21 protein-coding genes are annotated in these 20,020 nt (G+C 52.8%); 14 read left to right on the top strand and 7 right to left on the bottom strand.

What is annotated here, in order from left to right; all coding sequences use genetic code 11:
- Positions 1-379 precede the first annotated feature (379 nt).
- From B4056_RS06490 to B4056_RS06470, 5 genes are all read left to right on the top strand, one after another.
- Positions 380-670, top strand: coding sequence for a DUF2913 family protein (locus B4056_RS06490; protein ID WP_039383983.1), 291 nt, complete (start codon positions 380-382; stop codon positions 668-670).
- Positions 671-1,002: 332 nt separating this feature from the next.
- The gene (locus B4056_RS06485) at positions 1,003-1,515 is read left to right on the top strand and encodes a GNAT family N-acetyltransferase (RefSeq protein WP_094111794.1); all 513 of its coding nucleotides are present in this window, start codon (positions 1,003-1,005) and stop codon (positions 1,513-1,515) included.
- 341 nt (positions 1,516-1,856) lie between these two features.
- The gene (locus B4056_RS06480) at positions 1,857-2,036 is read left to right on the top strand and encodes a KGG domain-containing protein (protein WP_039383978.1); all 180 of its coding nucleotides are present in this window, start codon (positions 1,857-1,859) and stop codon (positions 2,034-2,036) included.
- A 178-nt stretch (positions 2,037-2,214) separates the two neighbouring features.
- Positions 2,215-2,412: a hypothetical protein gene (locus B4056_RS06475; RefSeq protein ID WP_094111795.1), complete on the top strand. Its 198-nt coding sequence runs from the start codon at positions 2,215-2,217 to the stop codon at positions 2,410-2,412.
- Complete coding sequence (locus tag B4056_RS06470) at positions 2,413-3,204, top strand: hypothetical protein (protein ID WP_039383973.1); 792 nt, start codon at positions 2,413-2,415, stop codon at positions 3,202-3,204.
- Here B4056_RS06470 and B4056_RS06465 read toward each other — a convergent pair.
- Positions 3,191-5,575: a phosphoketolase family protein gene (locus B4056_RS06465; RefSeq protein WP_094111796.1), complete on the bottom strand. Its 2,385-nt coding sequence runs from the start codon at positions 5,573-5,575 to the stop codon at positions 3,191-3,193. The genes B4056_RS06470 and B4056_RS06465 overlap by 14 nt on opposite strands.
- A 329-nt stretch (positions 5,576-5,904) precedes the next feature.
- On the opposite strand from B4056_RS06465, the gene B4056_RS06460 reads away from it, so the two are divergent.
- The 4 genes from B4056_RS06460 (at position 5,905) to B4056_RS06445 (ending at position 8,309) form a co-directional block, all read left to right on the top strand.
- Positions 5,905-6,072 (top strand): general stress protein, encoded by a 168-nt coding sequence (locus B4056_RS06460; protein WP_094111797.1) that lies wholly within the window; start codon positions 5,905-5,907, stop codon positions 6,070-6,072.
- 165 nt (positions 6,073-6,237) lie between these two features.
- Positions 6,238-6,711, top strand: coding sequence for a ferritin-like domain-containing protein (locus B4056_RS06455; protein ID WP_039383968.1), 474 nt, complete (start codon positions 6,238-6,240; stop codon positions 6,709-6,711).
- A 54-nt stretch (positions 6,712-6,765) separates the two neighbouring features.
- Positions 6,766-7,638 (top strand): manganese catalase family protein, encoded by an 873-nt coding sequence (locus B4056_RS06450; protein ID WP_039383967.1) that lies wholly within the window; start codon positions 6,766-6,768, stop codon positions 7,636-7,638.
- Between the two features lie 377 nt (positions 7,639-8,015).
- Entirely contained in the window at positions 8,016-8,309 is a 294-nt protein-coding gene (locus tag B4056_RS06445) for a hypothetical protein (protein ID WP_052246483.1), read from the top strand.
- 191 nt (positions 8,310-8,500) lie between these two features.
- On the opposite strand, the gene B4056_RS06440 is transcribed toward B4056_RS06445, so the two are convergent.
- The 4 genes from B4056_RS06440 to B4056_RS06425 all read right to left on the bottom strand — a co-directional run bounded on the left by B4056_RS06440 (position 8,501) and on the right by B4056_RS06425 (position 10,018).
- Positions 8,501-8,767 (bottom strand): biofilm development regulator YmgB/AriR family protein, encoded by a 267-nt coding sequence (locus tag B4056_RS06440; RefSeq protein ID WP_039383965.1) that lies wholly within the window; start codon positions 8,765-8,767, stop codon positions 8,501-8,503.
- A gap of 53 nt (positions 8,768-8,820) precedes the next feature.
- A complete protein-coding gene (locus B4056_RS06435; RefSeq protein ID WP_039383963.1) occupies positions 8,821-9,108 on the bottom strand; it encodes a hypothetical protein in 288 nt (95 codons plus the stop codon).
- Positions 9,109-9,265: 157 nt separating this feature from the next.
- Positions 9,266-9,511 carry a regulatory protein YcgZ gene (ycgZ, locus tag B4056_RS06430; protein ID WP_039383960.1) on the bottom strand — a complete coding sequence of 82 codons (246 nt, stop codon included), beginning with the start codon at positions 9,509-9,511 and terminating at the stop codon, positions 9,266-9,268.
- Between the two features lie 225 nt (positions 9,512-9,736).
- A complete protein-coding gene (locus B4056_RS06425) occupies positions 9,737-10,018 on the bottom strand; it encodes a hypothetical protein (RefSeq protein WP_094111798.1) in 282 nt (93 codons plus the stop codon).
- A gap of 389 nt (positions 10,019-10,407) precedes the next feature.
- On the opposite strand from B4056_RS06425, the gene B4056_RS06420 reads away from it, so the two are divergent.
- From B4056_RS06420 to dcuR, 4 genes are all read left to right on the top strand, one after another.
- Positions 10,408-10,923, top strand: a complete 516-nt coding sequence (locus B4056_RS06420; protein WP_094111799.1) for a CinA family protein — start codon at positions 10,408-10,410, stop codon at positions 10,921-10,923.
- A 102-nt stretch (positions 10,924-11,025) separates the two neighbouring features.
- Positions 11,026-11,562: a peptide-methionine (S)-S-oxide reductase MsrA gene (gene msrA, locus B4056_RS06415; protein ID WP_039383953.1), complete on the top strand. Its 537-nt coding sequence runs from the start codon at positions 11,026-11,028 to the stop codon at positions 11,560-11,562.
- 116 nt (positions 11,563-11,678) lie between these two features.
- Positions 11,679-13,304, top strand: a complete 1,626-nt coding sequence (locus B4056_RS06410) for a sensor histidine kinase (RefSeq protein WP_039383951.1) — start codon at positions 11,679-11,681, stop codon at positions 13,302-13,304.
- 5 nt (positions 13,305-13,309) lie between these two features.
- Positions 13,310-14,029 carry a two-component system response regulator DcuR gene (dcuR, locus tag B4056_RS06405; protein ID WP_039383949.1) on the top strand — a complete coding sequence of 240 codons (720 nt, stop codon included), beginning with the start codon at positions 13,310-13,312 and terminating at the stop codon, positions 14,027-14,029.
- Here dcuR and B4056_RS06400 read toward each other — a convergent pair.
- Both B4056_RS06400 and B4056_RS06395 read right to left on the bottom strand, forming a co-directional pair.
- Positions 14,023-14,988, bottom strand: a complete 966-nt coding sequence (locus tag B4056_RS06400; RefSeq protein WP_071668757.1) for an FAD:protein FMN transferase — start codon at positions 14,986-14,988, stop codon at positions 14,023-14,025. The two genes, dcuR and B4056_RS06400, sit on opposite strands and share 7 nt — an antisense overlap.
- A gap of 48 nt (positions 14,989-15,036) precedes the next feature.
- A complete protein-coding gene (locus tag B4056_RS06395) occupies positions 15,037-17,817 on the bottom strand; it encodes a flavocytochrome c (protein WP_288654137.1) in 2,781 nt (926 codons plus the stop codon).
- Positions 17,818-18,406: 589 nt separating this feature from the next.
- On the opposite strand from B4056_RS06395, the gene B4056_RS06390 reads away from it, so the two are divergent.
- Complete coding sequence (locus B4056_RS06390; RefSeq protein ID WP_094111802.1) at positions 18,407-19,918, top strand: anion permease; 1,512 nt, start codon at positions 18,407-18,409, stop codon at positions 19,916-19,918.
- Positions 19,919-20,020 lie beyond the last annotated feature (102 nt).

Here is a 20,020-nt window from a genome sequence, read left to right as displayed (position 1 = left end):
AGTGTAGACCTTATTACGCTTTTTGCCATAAAAGTTGCTGGCCGGAGAAAATAGCATCCGGTTTACCGCTCTGCCCTGCATTTTAATAATCAAAGAAACGATAATAAAAAAATAATAAATGTGTACAGCAGCGGTAAATATGTATGACTTTTTCCTCTGCACTAATTCAGATTATTCCTGTAGCCAGCAGCGGCGTCCTGTAAAAATTAAAACAAGAATGAATCCCGGAATGAGAACCGCTTCATCCCGCATAAAGAAATTCTTAAAAAGAGCTGCGCGTCCCGTTTTTTTACCGCTTCAGTTGCAGCGGAATTGACCTGAATGATGCATTTATGCACACTGACGCGGGTCAACGATATCGATGATAAAGAGCGATATAATGGTGCAAAACTACAGTCAGCGCGTCCATTTTTACTACTGCATTCTGGTTGCGCTTAAAATCCATGCTCAATCCAAAAAAAGCGCTCATCTGCGGGGGAAAAATAATTTCCTGCTGAAGTGGCTGCGTAATGCGCAGAACAATACGATTTTCCATCCGGATATTACCAGCGAAATTGAGTGGCTGCGTAGCAAGATCATCAGCGCCGGACCCGATGCCGATCTGGAGCCGATGCTGCAATACGTATATGAAACGGCGAAACGCGCGGAAAGTTTACGTTACGGCCTCTGAGGCCGCCTCCGGCCTGCGTTAAGAGAGACGCAATTTAATGAGTTTATTTGCCTGCAGAAGCTTATTCACCCGCGATAAAACGCAGGCGAATAAAAGCGGTTTCAATATTTACGTCACTCCCTGTTTTGCGCTACCGCAGCGCTGACCAGCTACTCCTGCCAGTCATTATTTTCAGCCTGCCGTCGTGCAAAAAGTGATACCGCTTAAACCCTTATTGCGCGGTTTCAGCAGATCGCTATCACATCCCGCACGCCATTCGCGTATTATCGCCCGTCAGGAGTGTGTATCACTCTGCGTCGCACGTGGCGCAGACTTCATGGAGAATCCGCATAATGGCATTGACTATTCGCCACGCCCGGCCGGAAGACGCCGGCTTACTGCAGCAGCTGGGGCGTATGACCTACAGCGCGCACTTTAAACACCTGTGGGTCTCTGCAGATGAAATGGATGCGTTTATCAGCAAAGAGTACGGCATGGATGCGCTTGCCAGCAGCCTGACCGATGCCAGTGAAAGCTGGCTGATTGCTGAGTCAGCACAGCCTATCGGTTTTGCCAAAGTAAAGTGGAGTGTGCCGGTGCCCGATTCCGGGATGCGGGGTGCTCAGCTTTGCAAGCTCTATCTCGATCCGCAGGAAACAGGCAAAAACGTCGGAAGACGGATGTTTGAGAGCATCATTGCCAGCGCGCGCAGCCGGCAGGAAGGCTACCTGTGGCTGGAAGTGATGGACGCTAATGTCAGAGCCAGAAAATTCTATGAGGCGTTTGGCATGCAGCATATTAAAGATATTCCTTTTGTCACCGCCTCACAGCAGAGCGTGCTGCAGATTCTGGGGATGCTGATTTGATCCGCCTGCCCTGCGTATCTGACTCAGGGCGAAAAGCCTCTCTGGCTCACATATCTGATTAATTTTGCCAATTATTCCGGATAATCGCCTTAAACCGCTCCGACATCACTGGCCTGTTTAATTCGCTATGCTGCTAATTTAATGACGCTTTTTAATTCTGGCTGCAGCTTTTATATTTTGTGCGCCATAAAAAAATCTTTAAAAGTGCTTTAAAACAATTACTTAATTATATTTTCCGCTTCGCTTGCACAGACTGCATTCACCATTATTCTTTAAAACGTACCACGCACATAACTGCAATGATTCATCATGTTATTAAACACTCTTCAAGAGGCTATATCATGACTCAGCACAGAGGCGGTTCAGGTAACTTCGCAGACGATAAGCAGAAAGCATCTGACGCGGGCAAAAAAGGTGGACAGAAAAGCGGCAGCGGAAGCGGCGGCAGCTTTAAAGATGACCCTAAAAAAGCATCTGAAGCAGGCAAAAAAGGTGGCCAGAGCAGCCGTAAAGGTTCCTGATTAGCCAGCAGCACAGGGATGCGCTGCAGTTCACCTCTTCGCTCTCTTCTCACTCTCCTCGCTTTAATCTGCCGTTACGCTTGCTGTTTCTCCTGCCGCAGACAACTCTTAAAGTCGTTTTACTTTCCCGGTTTTGCTCCAGACTTAACTTTTAATACTGAAAGGATTTACGCCCGTCATGAAACGTTTTTTATGCTCGCTGTTCAGCAGCCCTGAATCCTTACTGCAGGTCATGACACAACAGGATATCACTGAGTCGATGGAGGATGGTGACAGAATTATAATCGATGAAGATGGCAACGCCTCGGTCAACCCGCTCAGTCCTGAAGTCCATAAAGATTTTGCTGAACACGTTTCAACTCTGAAGGAAATTTAAATGGGCACGGCGATTTTCATGGTTCTGATGGTATGCGGTTACTGGTATACCAGCCGCGATATGTCCAGCCGGCTAAAAATAAAGCGCTCATTCGGCTGGGACGTCTATTTTCTGATTGCCCTTTACGGCTGCATTTTTGTTGTACAAGGGGTGCTGGCAACGGCTATTGTCTGGCTCCTGCTGCTGGGCGCCTCGTTTGCGAATAACACGTTCGGCCTGAGTGCTGAACATCATGCTAACTGGCACGTCGATTTTATGACCTGGAGCTTTCTGGGCATCCAGGCACCGGTGGTCATTATGCTGACCTTTGCGGTGATATTTTGTGTTTACCGCTCCAACTGGGCCGGCAGCGCCCGCCTGACACCCGGCAGCCGTAAAGAGTTATATCAGCGCCTCTCGCGTTCTAACGGTATTGAACAGCTGCTGCTGCACTGCATGGAAGAGGGTGAACTGGCATGGGTTACGCTGAAGTCCCGCCGGATTTACATTGGCATGATCCACGCCGCCACGTTTGAATTTCCCGGCACGGCAAATATCGTGATGATCCCGATGCTGAGCGGCTATCGCGATGCGCGCACGCTGAATCTTGCGATTGAGCACAACTATAGCCGCTGGTATCACGAGCATGAGATCAGTTTCCTCTCCTCACCGAAAAGCGCCCTCGATTTTCGTAAGGTGCTGATGGTTGATCAGATTGAGAGCCTCTCCCTGTTCGACCCGGCCAGCGCCTCCGCGCTGGCTCTGGGAAAAAAACGCTATCAGCGCCGCCGTATGCCGCCTAAACACCCCTGAGAGATGACGCTGAGGACGCAGCGGCCCGCCAGCGCCAGTTGCGTACCTCAGGCACATCTTCACCATACTCCCGCACCCAGGCGTGATGCGCCGCAAGACGCGCCTGCAGATCGTCCAGCAGATCCGGATGATCTTCAGCCACGCCGGGCACATGCAGCAGCGCAGCCTGCGCCAGATGATAGCGATCGAGCCGGTTCAGCACGGTCATATCAAAAGGCGTGGTGGTAGTGCCCTCTTCGTTAAATCCATGCACGTGAAAATTACGATGATTATTACGCTGATAAGTCAGACGATGGATCAGCCCCGGATAGCCGTGGAAGGCAAAGATTACCGGCTTGTCAGCGGTAAACAGGTGCTCAAACTCCGCCTCGCTTTTGCCATGCGGATGCTGCTCATCACTCTGCAGCGCCATCAGATCAACAACGTTTACTACGCGCACGCGCAGCGACGGCAGTAACTCCCGCAGCAGATCGACCGCCGCCAGCGTTTCCATAGTCGGTACATCGCCTGCACACGCCATCACCACGTCAGGTTCATCTGTGCAGCTGGCCCACTGCCAGATGCCCATGCCCGCTTCACAGTGCGCAATCGCGCTATCGATATTGAGCCACTGTGGTGAGGGCTGCTTACCCGCCACGATGACATTGATGCGATCCCAGGTACGCAGACAGTGATCGCCCGTCCAGAGCAGGCAGTTGGCATCAGGCGGCAGCCAGACGCGCACTATGTCTGCCTTTTTGTTCACAACGTGATCGAGAAAACCAGGGTCCTGATGGCTGTAGCCGTTATGATCCTGACGCCAGACGTGAGACGAAAGCAGATAATTCAGGGAAGAGACTGGCTGCCGCCACGGCAGTTTGCGCGACACTTTCAGCCATTTAGCGTGCTGGTTAAACATGGAGTCGACAATATGAATAAACGCTTCATAGCAGTTGAACAGGCCGTGACGCCCGGTAAGCAGATAGCCCTCCAGCCAGCCCTGACATTGATGCTCGCTCAGAATCTCCATCACGCGTCCGTCGCGTCCCAGCTGTTCATCCCACGGCTCCAGCGGCGCCATCCAGCTGCGGCTGGTGGCGTCAAATACCGGCGACAACCGGTTTGAAGCGGTCTCATCCGGACCAAAAAGACGGAAATTATCGCTATTGAGGCGAAAAATTTCGCGCAGATAGAGGCCAAACTGATGCGTCGCTTCGCCCTGCTCTGCGCCCGGTGCGCTGAGCCCGAGCGCAAACTGCCGGATATCAGGCGTGGCAAGCGGCCGCCGCAGCCGCCCGCCGTTGGCGTAAGGGGTCGCACTCATCCGTTTATCACCCGCCGGAGCCAGCGCCCGTAGTTCAGCGTTTAAACGTCCACTGGCGTCAAACAGCGTTTCAGGCTGATAACTGCGCAGCCACGCTTCGAGGATCTGCCTGTGCGCCTCATCCTCGCGGCATCCGGCGACCGGCACCTGATGCGCGCGCCAGAATCCTTCGACCCTTTTGCCATCAACCTCTTTGGGTCCTGTCCAGCCTTTTGGCGTGCGCAGCACGATCATCGGCCAGCGCGGTATCTCTTCACTATGGGTGCCACTGCGCGCCCGCTGCTGGATGGATGCGATAGTATCAAAAGCGCGATCCAGCGTAGTGGCCATCTCCTGATGCATGCGCTGTGGATCATCGCCACAGACAAAGAGCGGCTCATAGCCATACCCGCTGAAGAGCTGCTGCAAATCTTCGTCGCTGGTGCGCCCCAGCAGCGTCGGATTAGCGATCTTGTAGCCATTGAGGTGAAGAACAGGCAATACGGCCCCGTCACGCTGCGGATTAAGAAAATGGATCCCGTGCCAGCTGGCGGCCAGCGGACCGGTCTCTGCTTCACCGTCACCAATAACGCAGGGCACAATTAAATCCGGATGATCGAATGCGGCGCCAAAAGCGTGCGAGAGCGAATAGCCCAGCTCTCCCCCTTCATTGATTGAGCCTGGCGTTTCAGGCGCCGCATGGCTCGGAATGCCGCCGGGAAAAGAGAACTGTTTGAACAGACGCTGCATACCCTGCTCATCTTCACTGACCTGCGGGTAGATTTCACTGTAGGTTCCCTCCAGCCAGCTATTGGCCACCATACCGGGGCCGCCATGCCCGGGGCCGCAGACGTAAAGCAGGTCAGCGTTGCGCTGGCGAATAACGCGGTTGAGGTGGGCATAGATAAAGTTGAGTCCGGGCGTGGTCCCCCAGTGTCCCAGCAATCTTGGTTTAATGTGCTCAGGCAGCAACGTTTCACGCAGCAGCGGATTCGCCATCAGGTAGATTTGGCCCACAGACAGATAGTTCGCTGCTCGCCAGTAGCGATCAAGCAGTTCCAGTTCAGCCGTGGTCACAGAGTCGGTCATCACCTCTTCTCCTCGTTACAGGGTAATAACTAACCTTAATCGAGAAAACAACATGCTGCGAATCAGCCCGCCGACAATATTCATCTGATGCTTCAATAAATTAATTGTTAACCGAAGCGCATAAATATATTTAAGCGATGCGTTAATTGTCGCTGCGCTTAAATATAATAAAGACTACAAAATCAGACTCTGCAGATAATTCTTATGAGCACATAATCAAACCGTCCCGCTTGCAGATTAAAGAAACGCGATTACTATTAAATACGCAGCTCGCACATGATTGGTCATTCAGATCATGTCATTATCAACTCATGAAGAGGAAATATATTATGACTCAACATCGAGGCGGTTCAGGTAATTTCGCAGACGACAAACAGCGGGCATCTGAAGCGGGTAAAAAAGGCGGACAGCATAGCGGCGGAAGTTTCGGCAACGACCGTGAAAAGGCGTCTGACGCTGGCAAGAAAGGGAGTCAGAGCGGCAATCGCGGCGCCTGACAGCTTATTTCAGGGATGACCCCTGCGGTGCAGTGATTGCGCGTTTAATGACTATTCCGCATCAGAGAACGCTAACCTCTGCTGTCTGAAATCTCATATTAATGAATAAACTACATACGTCATTCGACGTCTGCTTTGCTGTTTATTACTGCATGGAGAACGCTTATGAAAGTTGAATCTTTGCTCGACCTTTTTATTCACGATCTTTCAGATGTTTATAGTGCAGAAAAACAGATTACCCGCGCGCTGCCCAAAATGGCGCGTGCAGCTTCTGATGAAACGCTTAAAGCAGCTTTTAAACAACATCTGGAAGAGACCCAGGGACAAATTGATCGTCTTGATCAGGCAGTGGAAGCGCACGAAGAATTACGCATTAAACGCATGAAGTGCCATGCGCTGGAAGGTCTGGTAGAGGAAGCGCAGGAGCTGATTGACGCGACCGAAGCGGGCCCGGTGCGTGATGCTGGCCTGATAGGCGCGGCGCAGAAAGTTGAACACTACGAAATTGCCACCTACGGCACGCTGGTGGCCATGGCCAAAAAGCTGGGCCTCGATCAGGCCGCCAGTCTGCTGGCAGAAACGCTGGCTGAAGAAAAATCTACCGATGAAAAACTCACAACCATTGCGGAACAGCAGTAACGCATTATTACAAAGGCCAGCCTATCGGCCTGACTGTTAACACTGAGGTGAGCCATGTTTCGACACGTTAAAAAATTGCAGTACACCGTCAGGGTAAGTGAACCGAATCCCGGACTGGCTAATCTGCTTCTGGAGCAGTTTGGCGGCCCGCAGGGCGAACTGGCAGCTGCCATGCGCTATTTTACTCAGGGTCTGGGAGATGACGATCTCGGACGCCGTGACATGCTGATGGACATTGCGACCGAAGAGCTGAGCCATCTTGAAATTATCGGTTCGCTGGTAGGTATGCTTAATAAAGGAGCCAAAGGCAAGCTGGCTGAAGGCACGGAAGCGGAGGGCGAACTTTATCGCTCTATTACCGGTGCGGGTAATGACAGTCATCTTACCTCTATTCTCTATGGTGGCGGCCCGCCACTGACAAACTCAGGTGGCGTGCCATGGACCGCAGCGTATATCGATACTATTGGCGAAGTGACGGCGGATTTGCGCTCCAATATCGCCGCGGAGTCACGCGCTAAGATTATTTATGAACGCCTGATTAATGTGACTGATGACGTCGGCGTAAAAGATGCACTGGGCTTTCTGATGACGCGTGAAGCCGCCCACCAGCTCTCTTTTGAAAAGGCGCTCTACTCTATCCGCAATAACTTTCCACCGGGTAAACTGCCGCCAATCGAAGAGTATGCGCATACTTATTTCAGTATGTCTGACGGGGATGATGTACGCGGCAGCTGGAATTCAGATGAGAACTTCAACTATGTCGCCGATCCTCAGCCTGCCGTAGATGGCGGCGATGGTCACGCCTCAGTGGTGCTCTCTGCGGATGAAGCGGCAGCGCTGAAGGCTATGGCCACCAGAACCGCCTCGAATCCTGATGTTAATCCGGAAACCGGTGCTGAACTGGGTAGTGAAAAGCCACAGACGTAACCCGTAAGGAGAGATCAATGCATCATAAACCTCTACAGCGTGCTCACGCAGGTTATCAGCCTGGTAAAGATGAGCCTGAACTGCCTGATGATGATGCGGGCAGTGCGCCAGAATCGGGTGATAAGCAGCCTGAATAGACGCCCCTCCTTCTGACCGCCTTCGGGCGGTTTTTTCATCTTAAAAGCAATTTTTTTAACGGCGTAAGCCAGCCTCAGGCGCAAAAATAATAAGCGAGACGGTAAAATCGCGTTAATTAACGCAGCAAACTCAGCACGTTAAAATTTTTATTTTTTTATTCTGGCGTTTTTCTGATTCTGGTCTATGTTCCTTTAGTCACGTTAGTACCAATAATCACTATAAGAAGTTAAGGAACTTTTATGGATTTCGCTCGATTTAAAACACGGTTACAGCAATGGGAGCATTTGCACTTTACCAGCGTAGAATTACAGCAGCGCGATGGCCGCTTTGAAATCTACGCTACTGCAGCAGAGCATCAGACGCTCAGCCAGCTCTTTATCTGCAATGTCAGCAATGAATCTGCCGCGCAGGAAGAGATAAAACAGTTGCAAAGCTGGCTACAAAAAATTAAGTCCGGCAGAAGTAAGCGTCTGAATGCGCGCCCGGTTCGTCAGGTCACGGTAAATGTTCCTGGAGTGAGCCTGAGCCGTTAAGCAACCGAATAGCTATTTCAGCGTTAATCAGGCAGATGTACAACTTTAAACTGAATGACGTTAATTAAGCGCGCTGCTTTTAATTAACTGTACAACTCAGCTAAAAGTGTACAGAAAAAAAAGAAACGCATGAGCAGGATTGAAAGGAAAATGGAAGAAGCTCTTCACGGATGGAAGAGCAGAAAGCGTGGTCAGGCATCGTCTGGCGTATAGCCAACAACAATTTCCAGTGTGCGACGCAGAACGTCAGCTTCAGCGCTGCCACTGGCCGATTCCAGCGCCATAATCAGGTAAAGAATAATCGACTTATTAGTCACTCGTCCCTCAGTAGCAAGGATGCTGCGTATTACCCCATCCAGCACCTGTGACTCATCGCTTAACGCATGGCCGGCATCGCGAAAATGCGCAGCCAGCTCATTATCAGGCAGCACATTGTATAAGTTTTGAAAATCTGCCATTTTCCGTCTCAAACTGTTAAAGATAAGGCCGCAGTATACCTTATCGGGCTGGATTAATGTTTACGGCTATTGCCGGATGACTGGTCATTGCCAAACAGGGGATGAACGTTATCTTTTTCCGGTTCGTTTCGTTGTTGCTGACCAAGAGAAATGCTGGTCCGGACCTCTTTCAGGGCCATGCTGATTGCGGTGCGATACTCTTCATCGGTGGCCTGCATCTGCATATTCTGCAGCTCTGCCATCAGCGCGTGGGTATTAACAGGCCCGGAGCGCTGAAGCAGCGTCAGGGCAGCTTCACCGATGATTTCGTCTATACTCTTCTGGTGTTTGCTCATCTTCATAGTGAATCTCTGTTTGCCGCCACTTCAAGATGAAGTACGACAGTAAAACAGCGCCACGCAGTGCGTGGCGCGATACAGCTGGTCACAGGTTATACATGAGGTTGTGCACTCTTCCCTGTTTACTTAGTCTGAATATAACCCGGTCGTAAATCTGGTATTAGCTTTCCCGCTCAAACAGCAAGCCGATAAGCTGATGATAATGCTGCTCTTCTTCTGCTTCTGTTGCCAGTTCAAGGCGACGTAACAGCTTAGTGCAAATGGATTTGCGATTCAGGTTGCGGCCTTCACGCAGAATCTCCACGACAATCTGTCCCAGCGTTTCCTGCTGAGACGGCAGCGATGCTTTACTAAAGTAGTTGGCAATCGCCTCAACTGAGTTCGGAGCATATCCGTTCTGGCGCATAAGTGACTCCCGTAAAATGTTAAAATTAACAATAAAAAGTGGAAATCTAACCTGTTGTACAGGATTTCCAAAAAACTTGTACAGAGAATAATGAATGGTGAGGTAAGTTTTTTTTGCAAAAAGTGCTATCAGATGAGGATTGAGACAAATTTACGCACATTTTCAGACGGGAGATCAGCGGGAAGTGCGCTCATCGCCGCCACAGGCTGACGATGAGCAGGGAGCTTAATGGCGGCGTGCACCGTTACCGGTGCCGGCAACGGTAACGCTATCCGATCGCTCTGACAGCGCTTTTAACGGCGAATCAGAACGACGGTCGGCCTGCTCTGTAGAGCGATAGTCCAGCAGCCACTGCTGCGCCTCATGGATCTGGCTGTCGCGCACCGCATCTGTTTCGCGGCAAGCCATCTGATGCAGTTCAGCCGTGAGGGATGCCAGGGTCACATCTGCACGGCGCATCATTAACGCCCAGGCGGCTTCCCCAATAACCGGATACTCATTTTTCATACTTTACCTCCTGAGAATGTGAGCTTGCGCCAGGTTCTCAGGTTTCAGTATAGACCACTACTGGCAAATGTCGTCCGTTATAGCTACACGCCTGGCGGCATTGCGCCATACGATATTTATCCCTTTGCCAGATCTGTTATTTATCGCCCTGCCCTTGCCCCGCTACGCTTATATTTCAATGCAGAATCTGTAATTACCATACGACAGAACCCCTGCCTGATTAATAAGCAACCCCTTCGGATTGACCCGCCCCGCTTAATATATTCTTCTGCTGAGTTCATATTAACCAGATAAAACGGACTCACCATCTATAATAATTATCATCCGGCAACGTTTATTTAATCGAAGCGTGGCTGACTGACATTTAAATAATAAATCGGGATGCATATATGAATCAGGAATTAATCGAAACGGCAACTATTCTGGGCGATCTTCTGCTTGAAAGAAAACTGACTGTCACCACCGCAGAATCCTGTACTTCAGGCTGGGTCGGCTCTACCCTCGCGGCCGTCGGCCAGAGCAGCCAGTTTTACAGCAGCGGCTTTATTACTTATACCGATCAGGCGAAACATCGGGTGCTGAACGTCAGTGAAGAGACGCTGGCACGTGACAGCGCCGTCAGCGAAGCCGCCGTGCGTGAAATGGCCGCAGGCGCAAAAACGCTTTCCGGCGACGATAGCAGCATTGCAGTGAGCGGTTATGCCGGACCAGATGGCGGCGAGGATGGTACACCAGCCGGCACCGTCTGGTTTGCCTGGGGCCTGCCTGATGGCACTATTCAGACCTGTTGTCAGCGTTTTTCCGGCGAAAGCGAAGAGGTCGTCCGGCAGGCAACAAAATATAGTCTTGAGCAGCTGACGGCACGACTCCAGGCTCTGCTCAGCCAGTCCGCCCCGGACAGCTGAGTACGTTTTACCTGAACAGCCTGTGCGGTCTGCGATTATCGGGTTGAATTCCGCTCCGTTCACCCGCACTCTTAAGCTTTCGACCTGACAGGAGTAAATGTAATGGCAACCGAATATGCGATCGTTGCGGGCGGCTGTTTCTGGTGTACCGAAGCCGTTTTTAAAGATGTAATTGGTGTTGAATCGGTTGAAAGCGGCTATACCGGCGGGGAGCGCCCTGATCCGACTTATGAGCAGGTATGCAGCGGGGCAACCGGTCATGCTGAAGCTATCCGTATCGGGTTTGATCCGGCGCAGATAAGCTACGGCGATCTGCTGGATATTAGTTTTGCCACGCACGATCCTACCCAGCTTAATCGTCAGGGAAATGATATCGGAACGCAGTACCGCTCAGCGATTTTCCCTGCTAATGCTGAACAGGAAGCAGAAGCGATTGCAGCCATTGCGCGCGCGCAGGAAGATCATGATGTGCCGGTGGTGACAACCGTAGAACCGCTCAAAACCTGGTATCCGGCGGAAGCCTACCATCAGGACTACTGGGAAGGTGCGGGTCAGCGCAACGGCTACTGCATGGCAGTCATCCCGCCTAAACTGCAGAAGCTGCGTAAAAGCTTCGCCAGTCGTGTGAAAACCGCTTAAGTTCTGCATACCGTCTTATCTGCAGGCCATTATTCAGAGTGGCCTGTTATATTTTCCGCAACCGCGCCGCCATTATCCGTCATAATAGGCCCCTTTTCCGCTAAGTGAACGCCACCATGACGCCTTCAGTCCCTGCTACGCCGATGCGCCGGCGGACAATGAAACTTAATACGCTGGTCACGCTGATGCTGAGCGCCGTGATTGTCCTGGTGCTGTGTACCGTGCATATGTTCTATTTCTTTCAGATTGGTGCCTCTACCCGGTCACAGCTGGAAGATAAAGCGATGGCCGTCGCGCGTACGCTGGCCACATCGCCAGATGTTCAGCGAGCGCTGCTGCTCTCCCCCGCTGAAGCTCATCTGCAGCCGGTCGCAAAAGCGGTTGAGACCAGCAACAATCTGCTTTTTATCACGATCACTAATATGGCGGGCATACGCTACTCCCATCGTAATCCGGAACTGGTTGGTCAGCATTTCATCGGCAACGATATTCAGCCTGCGCTGCGCGGTCAGGAAAATGTCTCTGTTAATCAGGGCTCTCTGGTTCGGGCACTGCGTGTTTTTACCCCGGTGTTCAATGCCCAGCATCAGCAGATTGGAGTGGTGGCTATCGGTATCTCACTGGATGCCGTCACCGATCAGATTAACCAGAGCCGCTGGATTATCCTCTGGACTATTCTGATCGGCGCGCTGGCGGGCGCGCTGGGTACGCTGATCCTGGTGCGCGTGCTGAAACGTATTCTGTTCGGGCTGGAACCTTATGAGATTTCTACCCTGTTTGAGCAGCGTCAGGCCATTCTCAATTCCGTCAAAGAGGGCGTGGTGGCGATGGACGATCGGCATGAAGTGACGCTGATCAATCAGGCTGCTTGCCATCTGCTGAGCGACGCAGCACAGACGCAGCGCGCGCCTGATGAAAGCTGGCGCGCTGACACCACCGCCGTCGAACCGCAGCTGCGCAGCGTGCTGCAGAGCGGACGGGCGCGGCGCGATGAGGAGATTAACGTGAATGGCCGACTGCTGCTGACCAATACCGTTCCGGTACGCACGGCGGAGCGGATTATTGGCGCGGTCTGTACGTTCAGGGATAAAACTGAGATCAGCCAGCTGATGCAGCGCTTAAGCGGCATGGTAAACTATGTCGACGCCCTGCGTGAACGCTCGCACGAGTTTATGAACAAGCTGCATGTGATCCTCGGCCTGCTGCATATGAAAAACTATGCGCAGGTTGAAGCGTATATCCTGAAAACCGCCAATAACTATCAGACAGAGATCGGCTTTTTGCTGGATAAGATCAAATCCCCGGTGATTGCGGGGATCCTGTTAAGTAAAATCAATCGCGCCTCAGACTGCGGGCACCGGCTCACTATCAGCGACGCCAGCTACCTGCCAGACAGCGGCAGCGAAGCGCAGATGGCGGCGCTGATTACCGTAACCGGCAATCTGGTCGAGAACGCGCTTGATGCGCTGCGCGAGCAGACCGAAGGAGAGATCCACCTGATGCTCCATTATCAAAACGGCTGGCTGACCTGCGAAGTGAGCGACGACGGACCGGGCATTGATGCTGCGCATCTGGCGACCATTTTTGATAAAGGTTTCTCCACCAAAGGTGAGAACCGCGGAGTCGGACTGTTTCTGCTTAAGCAGCAGGTGGAAAGCCTTGGCGGCAGCGTCAGCGCAGAGTCTGAGCCCGGCGTATTCACGCAATTTTTAGTCCAGCTACCCTGGGATAAAGGAAATTAAACCGCATGATTAATGTTTTAGTGGTTGACGATGATGCCATGGTTGCCGAACTCAACCGCAGTTTTATCGGTCAGGTACCCGGTTTTAACTGCTGTGGTACGGCGGCAACGCTGCAGCAGGCGCGCGATTTTTTATTCAATAGCGACACGCCGATCGATCTGCTGCTGCTGGATATCTATATGCAGCAGGAGAATGGCCTGGATCTGCTGCCTGAGCTGCGAAAAGCGCAAAGCCCGACAGAAGTGATTATTATCTCCTCTGCGGCTGATGCAGAAAATATCAAAACATCGCTGCACTACGGGGTGGTGGATTATCTTATTAAGCCGTTTCAGTTTCCGCGTTTTGAAGAGGCGCTGACCAGCTGGCAGCAGAAAAAATCGCTGATGGATAACCACCAGCACTATCAGCAATCTGACGTCGATCTGCTGATCCACGGCAATCCGGCAACGCATCACGACAATAAGCGTCTGCCCAAAGGCCTGACGCCACAAACGCTGCGCACGCTCTGTCAGTGGATAGATGCGCACCCCGCACAGGAATTCTCGACCGATGAGCTGGCTGCAGAGGTGAATATTTCACGCGTCTCCTGCCGCAAATATCTCATCTGGCTGGCGCAGATCAATATTCTGTTTACCAGCATTCACTATGGCGCCACCGGACGTCCGGTCTATCGCTATCGTCTGCAGCCGGAATATCGCTCGCTGCTGCAGCAATATTGTCAGTAGTGCAGTTTCCACGTGGTATCAGCTGGCCGGAATCGGTAGTGACGCGGTGAAGAGCAGACGATCTGCCGATCGCGGGTGACAAAAATGGCATCGATGTCGGACTGGCTGGCGAGCCAGTTCAGTCCCTGTTCTGTGCCCATGCCATACAGTAGCGTGGTATAGATGTCGCCATCCAGCGAGCGGTCACTTATCACCGTCACGCTTAACAGTTCATTATCCAGCGGATAGCCGGTACGCGGGTCAAAAATATGGTGCCAGCAGCGCCCCTGCTGTTCAAAGTAACGCTCATAGATCCCGGACGTGACGACTGATTTCTCCCGCACCTCGATTACGCCGAGTAACGCGTTATCGTCAGCAAAGGGCTTTTTCAGCCCAATTTGCCACCCCTGCGGTTCATGCGGGGGCGCACCCAGCGTCTGCACATTGCCGCCAAGATTGATCAGCGCCTGCGTCACTCCCTGCTGACGCAGCCACTGCTGCACCCGATCGGCAATATAGCCTTTGGCTATGGCACCGAGATCGATCTCCATACCGCGCTGCGGCAGATAAACCGACTGCGCCGCAGCGTCCAGCACGACCTGATGCGGGTTGGTAAGGGGCAACAGCGCGGTGATGTCAGCGGCAGCGGGCACGCTGTTACCCTGAAAACCAATTTTCCAGCGCTTAACTATCGGACCAATGGCGAAGTTGAACGCGCTGTCCGGCAGCGTGCTGACCGTATGGGCCACCTGAATCAGATTAAACACTGCGGGACTGACCGCCACCGGTCGCTCGCCAGCGGCATGGTTAATTGCCATGACCTCTGACTGCACCCGGTTGACGGTAAACAGATTCTCCTGCTGTGCAATCAGGCGAAACACCTGCTGTGCCAGCGCGGCGTTATTTTCAAAGAGTTTCAGCAGCACAGGCGATCCCATCTGAACGGCTGAATAGCTGTAGACACCTGCCTCGTTAGCCATAGTTGCCTCATTACTACCGGTGCCCGCGCAGACGGGCACCGGTGCAGGTTAATTACCTAAGGCGAGTTTAGCGGCGTTATGCCCCGCTTTGATACCAAAGATGATAATATCCGCTACGGCATTCCCGCCGATGCGGTTGGCGCCGTGAATACCGCCGACCACTTCCCCGGCAGCCCAGGCGCCGGTGATCGCCTGGTTCTGCGCATTCAGCACTGCGGTTTCCGTGTTGATGGTGACGCCACCCATGGTGTGATGAACGCCAGGCGCCACGCGAATAGCGTAGTAAGGCCCCTGATTCAGCGGATGGCGCAGCGCCGTTTTGCGGCCAAAATCTTCGTCATGCTGGTTAATCACACACTCATTGTAGCGACCCAGCGTACTCTGCAGTGATTCCTGGTCCATATTGAGCTTAACCGCCAGCTCGTGCGGCGTGGGTGCGCTGATGACAAATCCTTTGGCGATATATTCATCAGCGGCTTTGTTATTACGGCGCACCTGCTCATCGAAGATGATCCAGGCACTTTTCTCCGGCAGCGCAATAATCTCCGCAGAGACTTTATCGCGCGTCTCCATTTCGTTATAGAAACGCTTGCCCGCCTGGCTTACCAGAATTGCCCCGCCGCCGCGCATCGCTTCTGAAATCAGATAGGAGGTGGTCTGTTCAACCGTGGGATGGATCTGAATCTCGCCCATATCAACCGTACCGGCGCCAATATGCTGCAGCATCGCAATGCCGCTGCCGGTGGCGCCGGCGTGGTTAGTCGTGACAAAGCCATCCAGTTCCGGGCGATATTTCACTACCATCTCCCGGTTGGCGCTGAAGCCGCCGGTGGCAACAATCACACTTTTTGCGTTGAGAATGCGGCTGTCGTTATACTCATCCACCACCTTAACCCCGGTTACCACGCCGTTTTCACACAGAATTTCAGCGACTGAGGTCTCAAGCAGCACCTCAATGTTGCGCTGGTTAACATTTTTCACCAGCCCGCTGATCAGGAAGCCCCCTACCGCTGAGCGATCTTCAGGCCGGTGCGTACGGTCAATGCTCATTCCGCCCGTGATAGTGATATCGCTGAGCTCAATCTGCTTCGCTGCCAGCCACTCAATGGCTTCCGGCGCGCGTTCGACAAACTCATGCAGCAGCTGCGGATTATTTTTACCTTTACCGCCTTTCAGCGTCTCTTCATAAAACAGCGCTTTGCTGTCTTCAATGCCTTTCAGCCTCTGATAGCGCGTCTCGGCGGCGTTCATCCCCACTGACGCCTTAATGGTATTTCCGCCAATGGTGGGCATTTTTTCAATCAGTACCACGCGGGCGCCGTCGTCATGTGCCTGAATAGCCGCCGCGAGACCTGCGCCGCCGGTGCCGATGACCACAACATCGTAATTGACCGGCGCGTTCGGGTTGCCCCCTTCCTCAATCACATACTCTTTGCTGGAGGTTGCCAGCGCACGCGATACCGCTTTTTTCAGCGCCTCGCTTTGCGTAGTGGCCCCGGTAACCGCATCGACGTGCGGACTGTTTGCAACCAGAATGCGCTCGCGCAGGCTTTCAAACGTACTGGTGAAGTCAACATCCAGCGCCGGATCCGGCACCAGTTCGATGTCGGTAATACGATCGGTATCCAGCGTGACGTTGATTTTCAGCTTCAGCGCTTCCGCCTCTACCTTCGCCTGATACACACCGGCTTTATATTTGCGATGGCCGTCGCTGACGTCGCGGATCATGGCGTCCACCAGCGAGAAGCGCCAGAGCGGCTCCGGAATTGTCAGCTCCTCGCGTTTGGTACTGTCGATGTAGAGTTCAAGGTGCTCATTGTTAATAATGCGATCCGCCCAGTTGGGCCAGGCGATACAGGCTTTCCCGACGGCAACCAGATCGAAGCCCGATTCCAGCGCCAGTTCGGCATCCTCTTTATTCACCACGCCGCCGACGCCAATAACCGGAATGCGGGCCAGCTGTGCTGAACGCTGCGCAATGTATTTGGTAATCAGAGGCGTGGGGTCGCTGGTGTCAACAATGGAAGGACGCAGCAGCTGACCGACGGAGAAGTGCACGTAATCAAGGCCGCGCGCGGCGAGCTTCTCCAGCAGATAGAGGGTGTCATCCCAGCGAATACCGGGCACTTCAATCTCTTCCGGTGAAAAGCGATAGCCGATAATAAAGTCCGCGGCAGCAAAGCGATCGGCCATCTGATGCGTGATTTCCAGGACCTCCAGCGGAAAGCGCGCCCGGTTATCGCGACTGCCGCCCCATTTGTCACTGCGCTGGTTGGAGTTAGGCGAATAGAACTGCTGAATAAGATAGGTATTGGCACCGTGAATTTCCACGCCATCAAAACCCGCTTTGATGGCACGGTTCACCGCATCACCAAACTTTTTGATCATGACATCAACTTCATCTGCGGTCAGCGCCTGCGGTGTGGTGGCCCCTTCGCGCGGCGCGGCGATGGCGCTGGGCGCGACAGGCGTTTTCCCGCCAATCAGCGCCGGCTCAACCATGCGGCCACCGTGGTAAATCTGCAGGATAGCTTTAGAACCCTGAGATTTGATCGCATGCGCTATTCTGGCCAGTCCCGGGATCTTATTGTCGCTGTCGATGGCGATGGCGCCAGGAAATGCCGGACCACGATTATCGATAAACGCACACTCTACGATGACGGTGCCGATTGTGCCGGCACGCACCTGATAGTAGTCAACCAGATCGCTGGTGACGCCACCGTCGTAATAGCCGGTACAGGTTGTCATGGGTGCCATCACCAGACGATTCTTCAGCACGGCACCTTTAGGCAAGGTAAGGGGTTTTAGCAGCGGGGTAAGCGTGTTCATGATAAGCGACTCCGAAAATCAAAAATGAAATTCAATTCCTGGCAGTGTGACCGGTTAAATAATTAAAGTGGTCCGACTTCATGCTGTAAATATAACATTTAATTTAGTTACATAACTTATATCATTAGTTATATAAAATACCGATAAGGAAAGCCTATTTTCAGCAAGGAGGGAGCGTAACGCGTTCCGCTAAGTTTCGTTCAAAACTTGATTAAAATCAAAGTTAAATCAAAACATGAAAATAAACTATATATTTCATTGATTTAAAAATCAAGCGCCTGCCAGATATTGGAAAGAAAGCGCTTCACATCCTGCATTAGATCGTGAGGCAAGCCCTGAATAAGCGTCATAACACACTGAAAATAACGCAGATAAAAATAAGCGCTCTATTTTATTGATCTGGATCAAAATAGGTATTTTAATTAATCGCATCATAGCAACATAAATTAGATAATTCGCGAAACAAAATTGCTTTCTGCTTTAACACAAGCGTCATGAACTTCCTGTATCGATGCCGCAAAATGGATCATCCAGGTATAAAGGCACCCGGTACTGATATCGCATTCTTCTCAACGTGCAGACAAAAACTATGAACCTATCAACGCAATCGCATGAACCCACCAAAGCGCCGCCTGCGGCGCCGGGTAAAAAAAATCGCCTGCTGATGCTCTGCCTGCCGGTACTGGTTGCACTCCTGTTGCTGCTGGTGCCTGCACCTGCCGGACTGGAGCCCTACGCCTGGCACTTCTTCGCCATTTTTGTCGGTGTTATTGTCGGCCTGATTTTTGAGCCGCTGCCGGGCGCCGTGATTGGGCTTACCGGCGTGGTGGTCATCGCGCTGTTTAGCCAGTGGGTGCTGTTTAGCCCGGCAGAGCTGGCCGACCCGGCATTTAAAACGGCAGCGCAGTCGTTCAAATGGGCAGTCAGCGGCTTCGGCAACTCTACGGTCTGGCTGATTTTTGGCGCCTTTATGTTTGCAGCCGGCTACGATAAAACGCAGTTTGGCCGCCGGCTGGCGCTGATTCTGGTGAAATATCTCGGTCGCCGCAGTCTGACGCTGGGCTACGCGATTACTTTCGCTGACCTGCTGCTGGCGCCGTTTACGCCGTCTAACACCGCCCGCAGCGGCGGGACTATCTATCCGATTATTGCCAACCTGCCGCCGCTCTATGGCTCTAAGCCTAATGACCCCAGCGCCCGCAAAATCGGCTCTTATCTGATGTGGGTGGCGATTACCGCAGCCTGTATCACCAGCTCGATGTTTCTCTCTGCGCTGGCCCCTAACCTGCTCGCACTGGCCCTGGTTAAGAGCGTTATTGGTTTCGATATCAGCTGGGGGATGTGGTTCCTCGCTTTCCTGCCGCTGGGGATCCTGCTGATTCTCACTATGCCGCTGCTGGCTTACTGGCTCTATCCGCCGGAAGTCAAAGTCAATGATGAGGTACCGCGCTGGGCGACCGCCGAGCTGGAAAAGCTGGGCCGCCTGTCGCGCAATGAGATCCTGCTGCTGCTGTTTGTCGTCGCAGCGCTGATGATGTGGATTTTCGCAACGGCATGGATAGAGCCCGCTATGGCCGCGCTGCTGGTGATTGTGCTGATGCTCTGGACCGGCGTACTTAACTGGAGTGATATCACCAGCAATAAAGCCGCCTGGAACACCTTTGCCTGGTTTGCCACGCTGGTGGCGCTGGCCGATGGTCTGGCACGCGTCGGTTTCATTGCCTGGCTGGGCAAAGAGGGGGCGGTGCTGCTACAGGGTTACGATCCTCAGGTCTCCGCAGTGGTGCTGCTGATTGCCTTTTATCTGCTGCACTATCTGTTTGCCAGCACCACGGCGCATACCACCGCCCTGCTGCCCGCCATGCTGACTATCGCCGCCTCAATTCCAGGCATTAATATGCCGGTGTTCTGCCTGATGATGTGTACCTCGCTGGGTGTGATGGGCATTATCACCCCTTACGGTACCGGCCCAAGCCCTATCTATTACGGCAGCGGCTATCTGCCGACCAAAGATTACTGGCGGCTTGGCACCATCTTTGGCGCCCTCTTCCTGGTGGCGCTGATGGTTATCGCTTATCCCTGGATGGTCATGATGTTCTGATGATGTTGCTTTGATGTTAAAAAACGCAGCCGCGTCAGCCTGTTTCAGTGTTACTATGCTCGCCAGTCAGCTCCTGATACGGGCTGGCGAGAGAAAATAGCA

Origin of the sequence: Pantoea sp. UBA7232, from assembly GCF_002473195.1 — a bacterium.
GTDB classification, from domain to species: domain Bacteria; phylum Pseudomonadota; class Gammaproteobacteria; order Enterobacterales; family Enterobacteriaceae; genus Pantoea; species Pantoea eucrina.
This window is presented reverse-complemented; position numbering and strand designations above follow the sequence as displayed.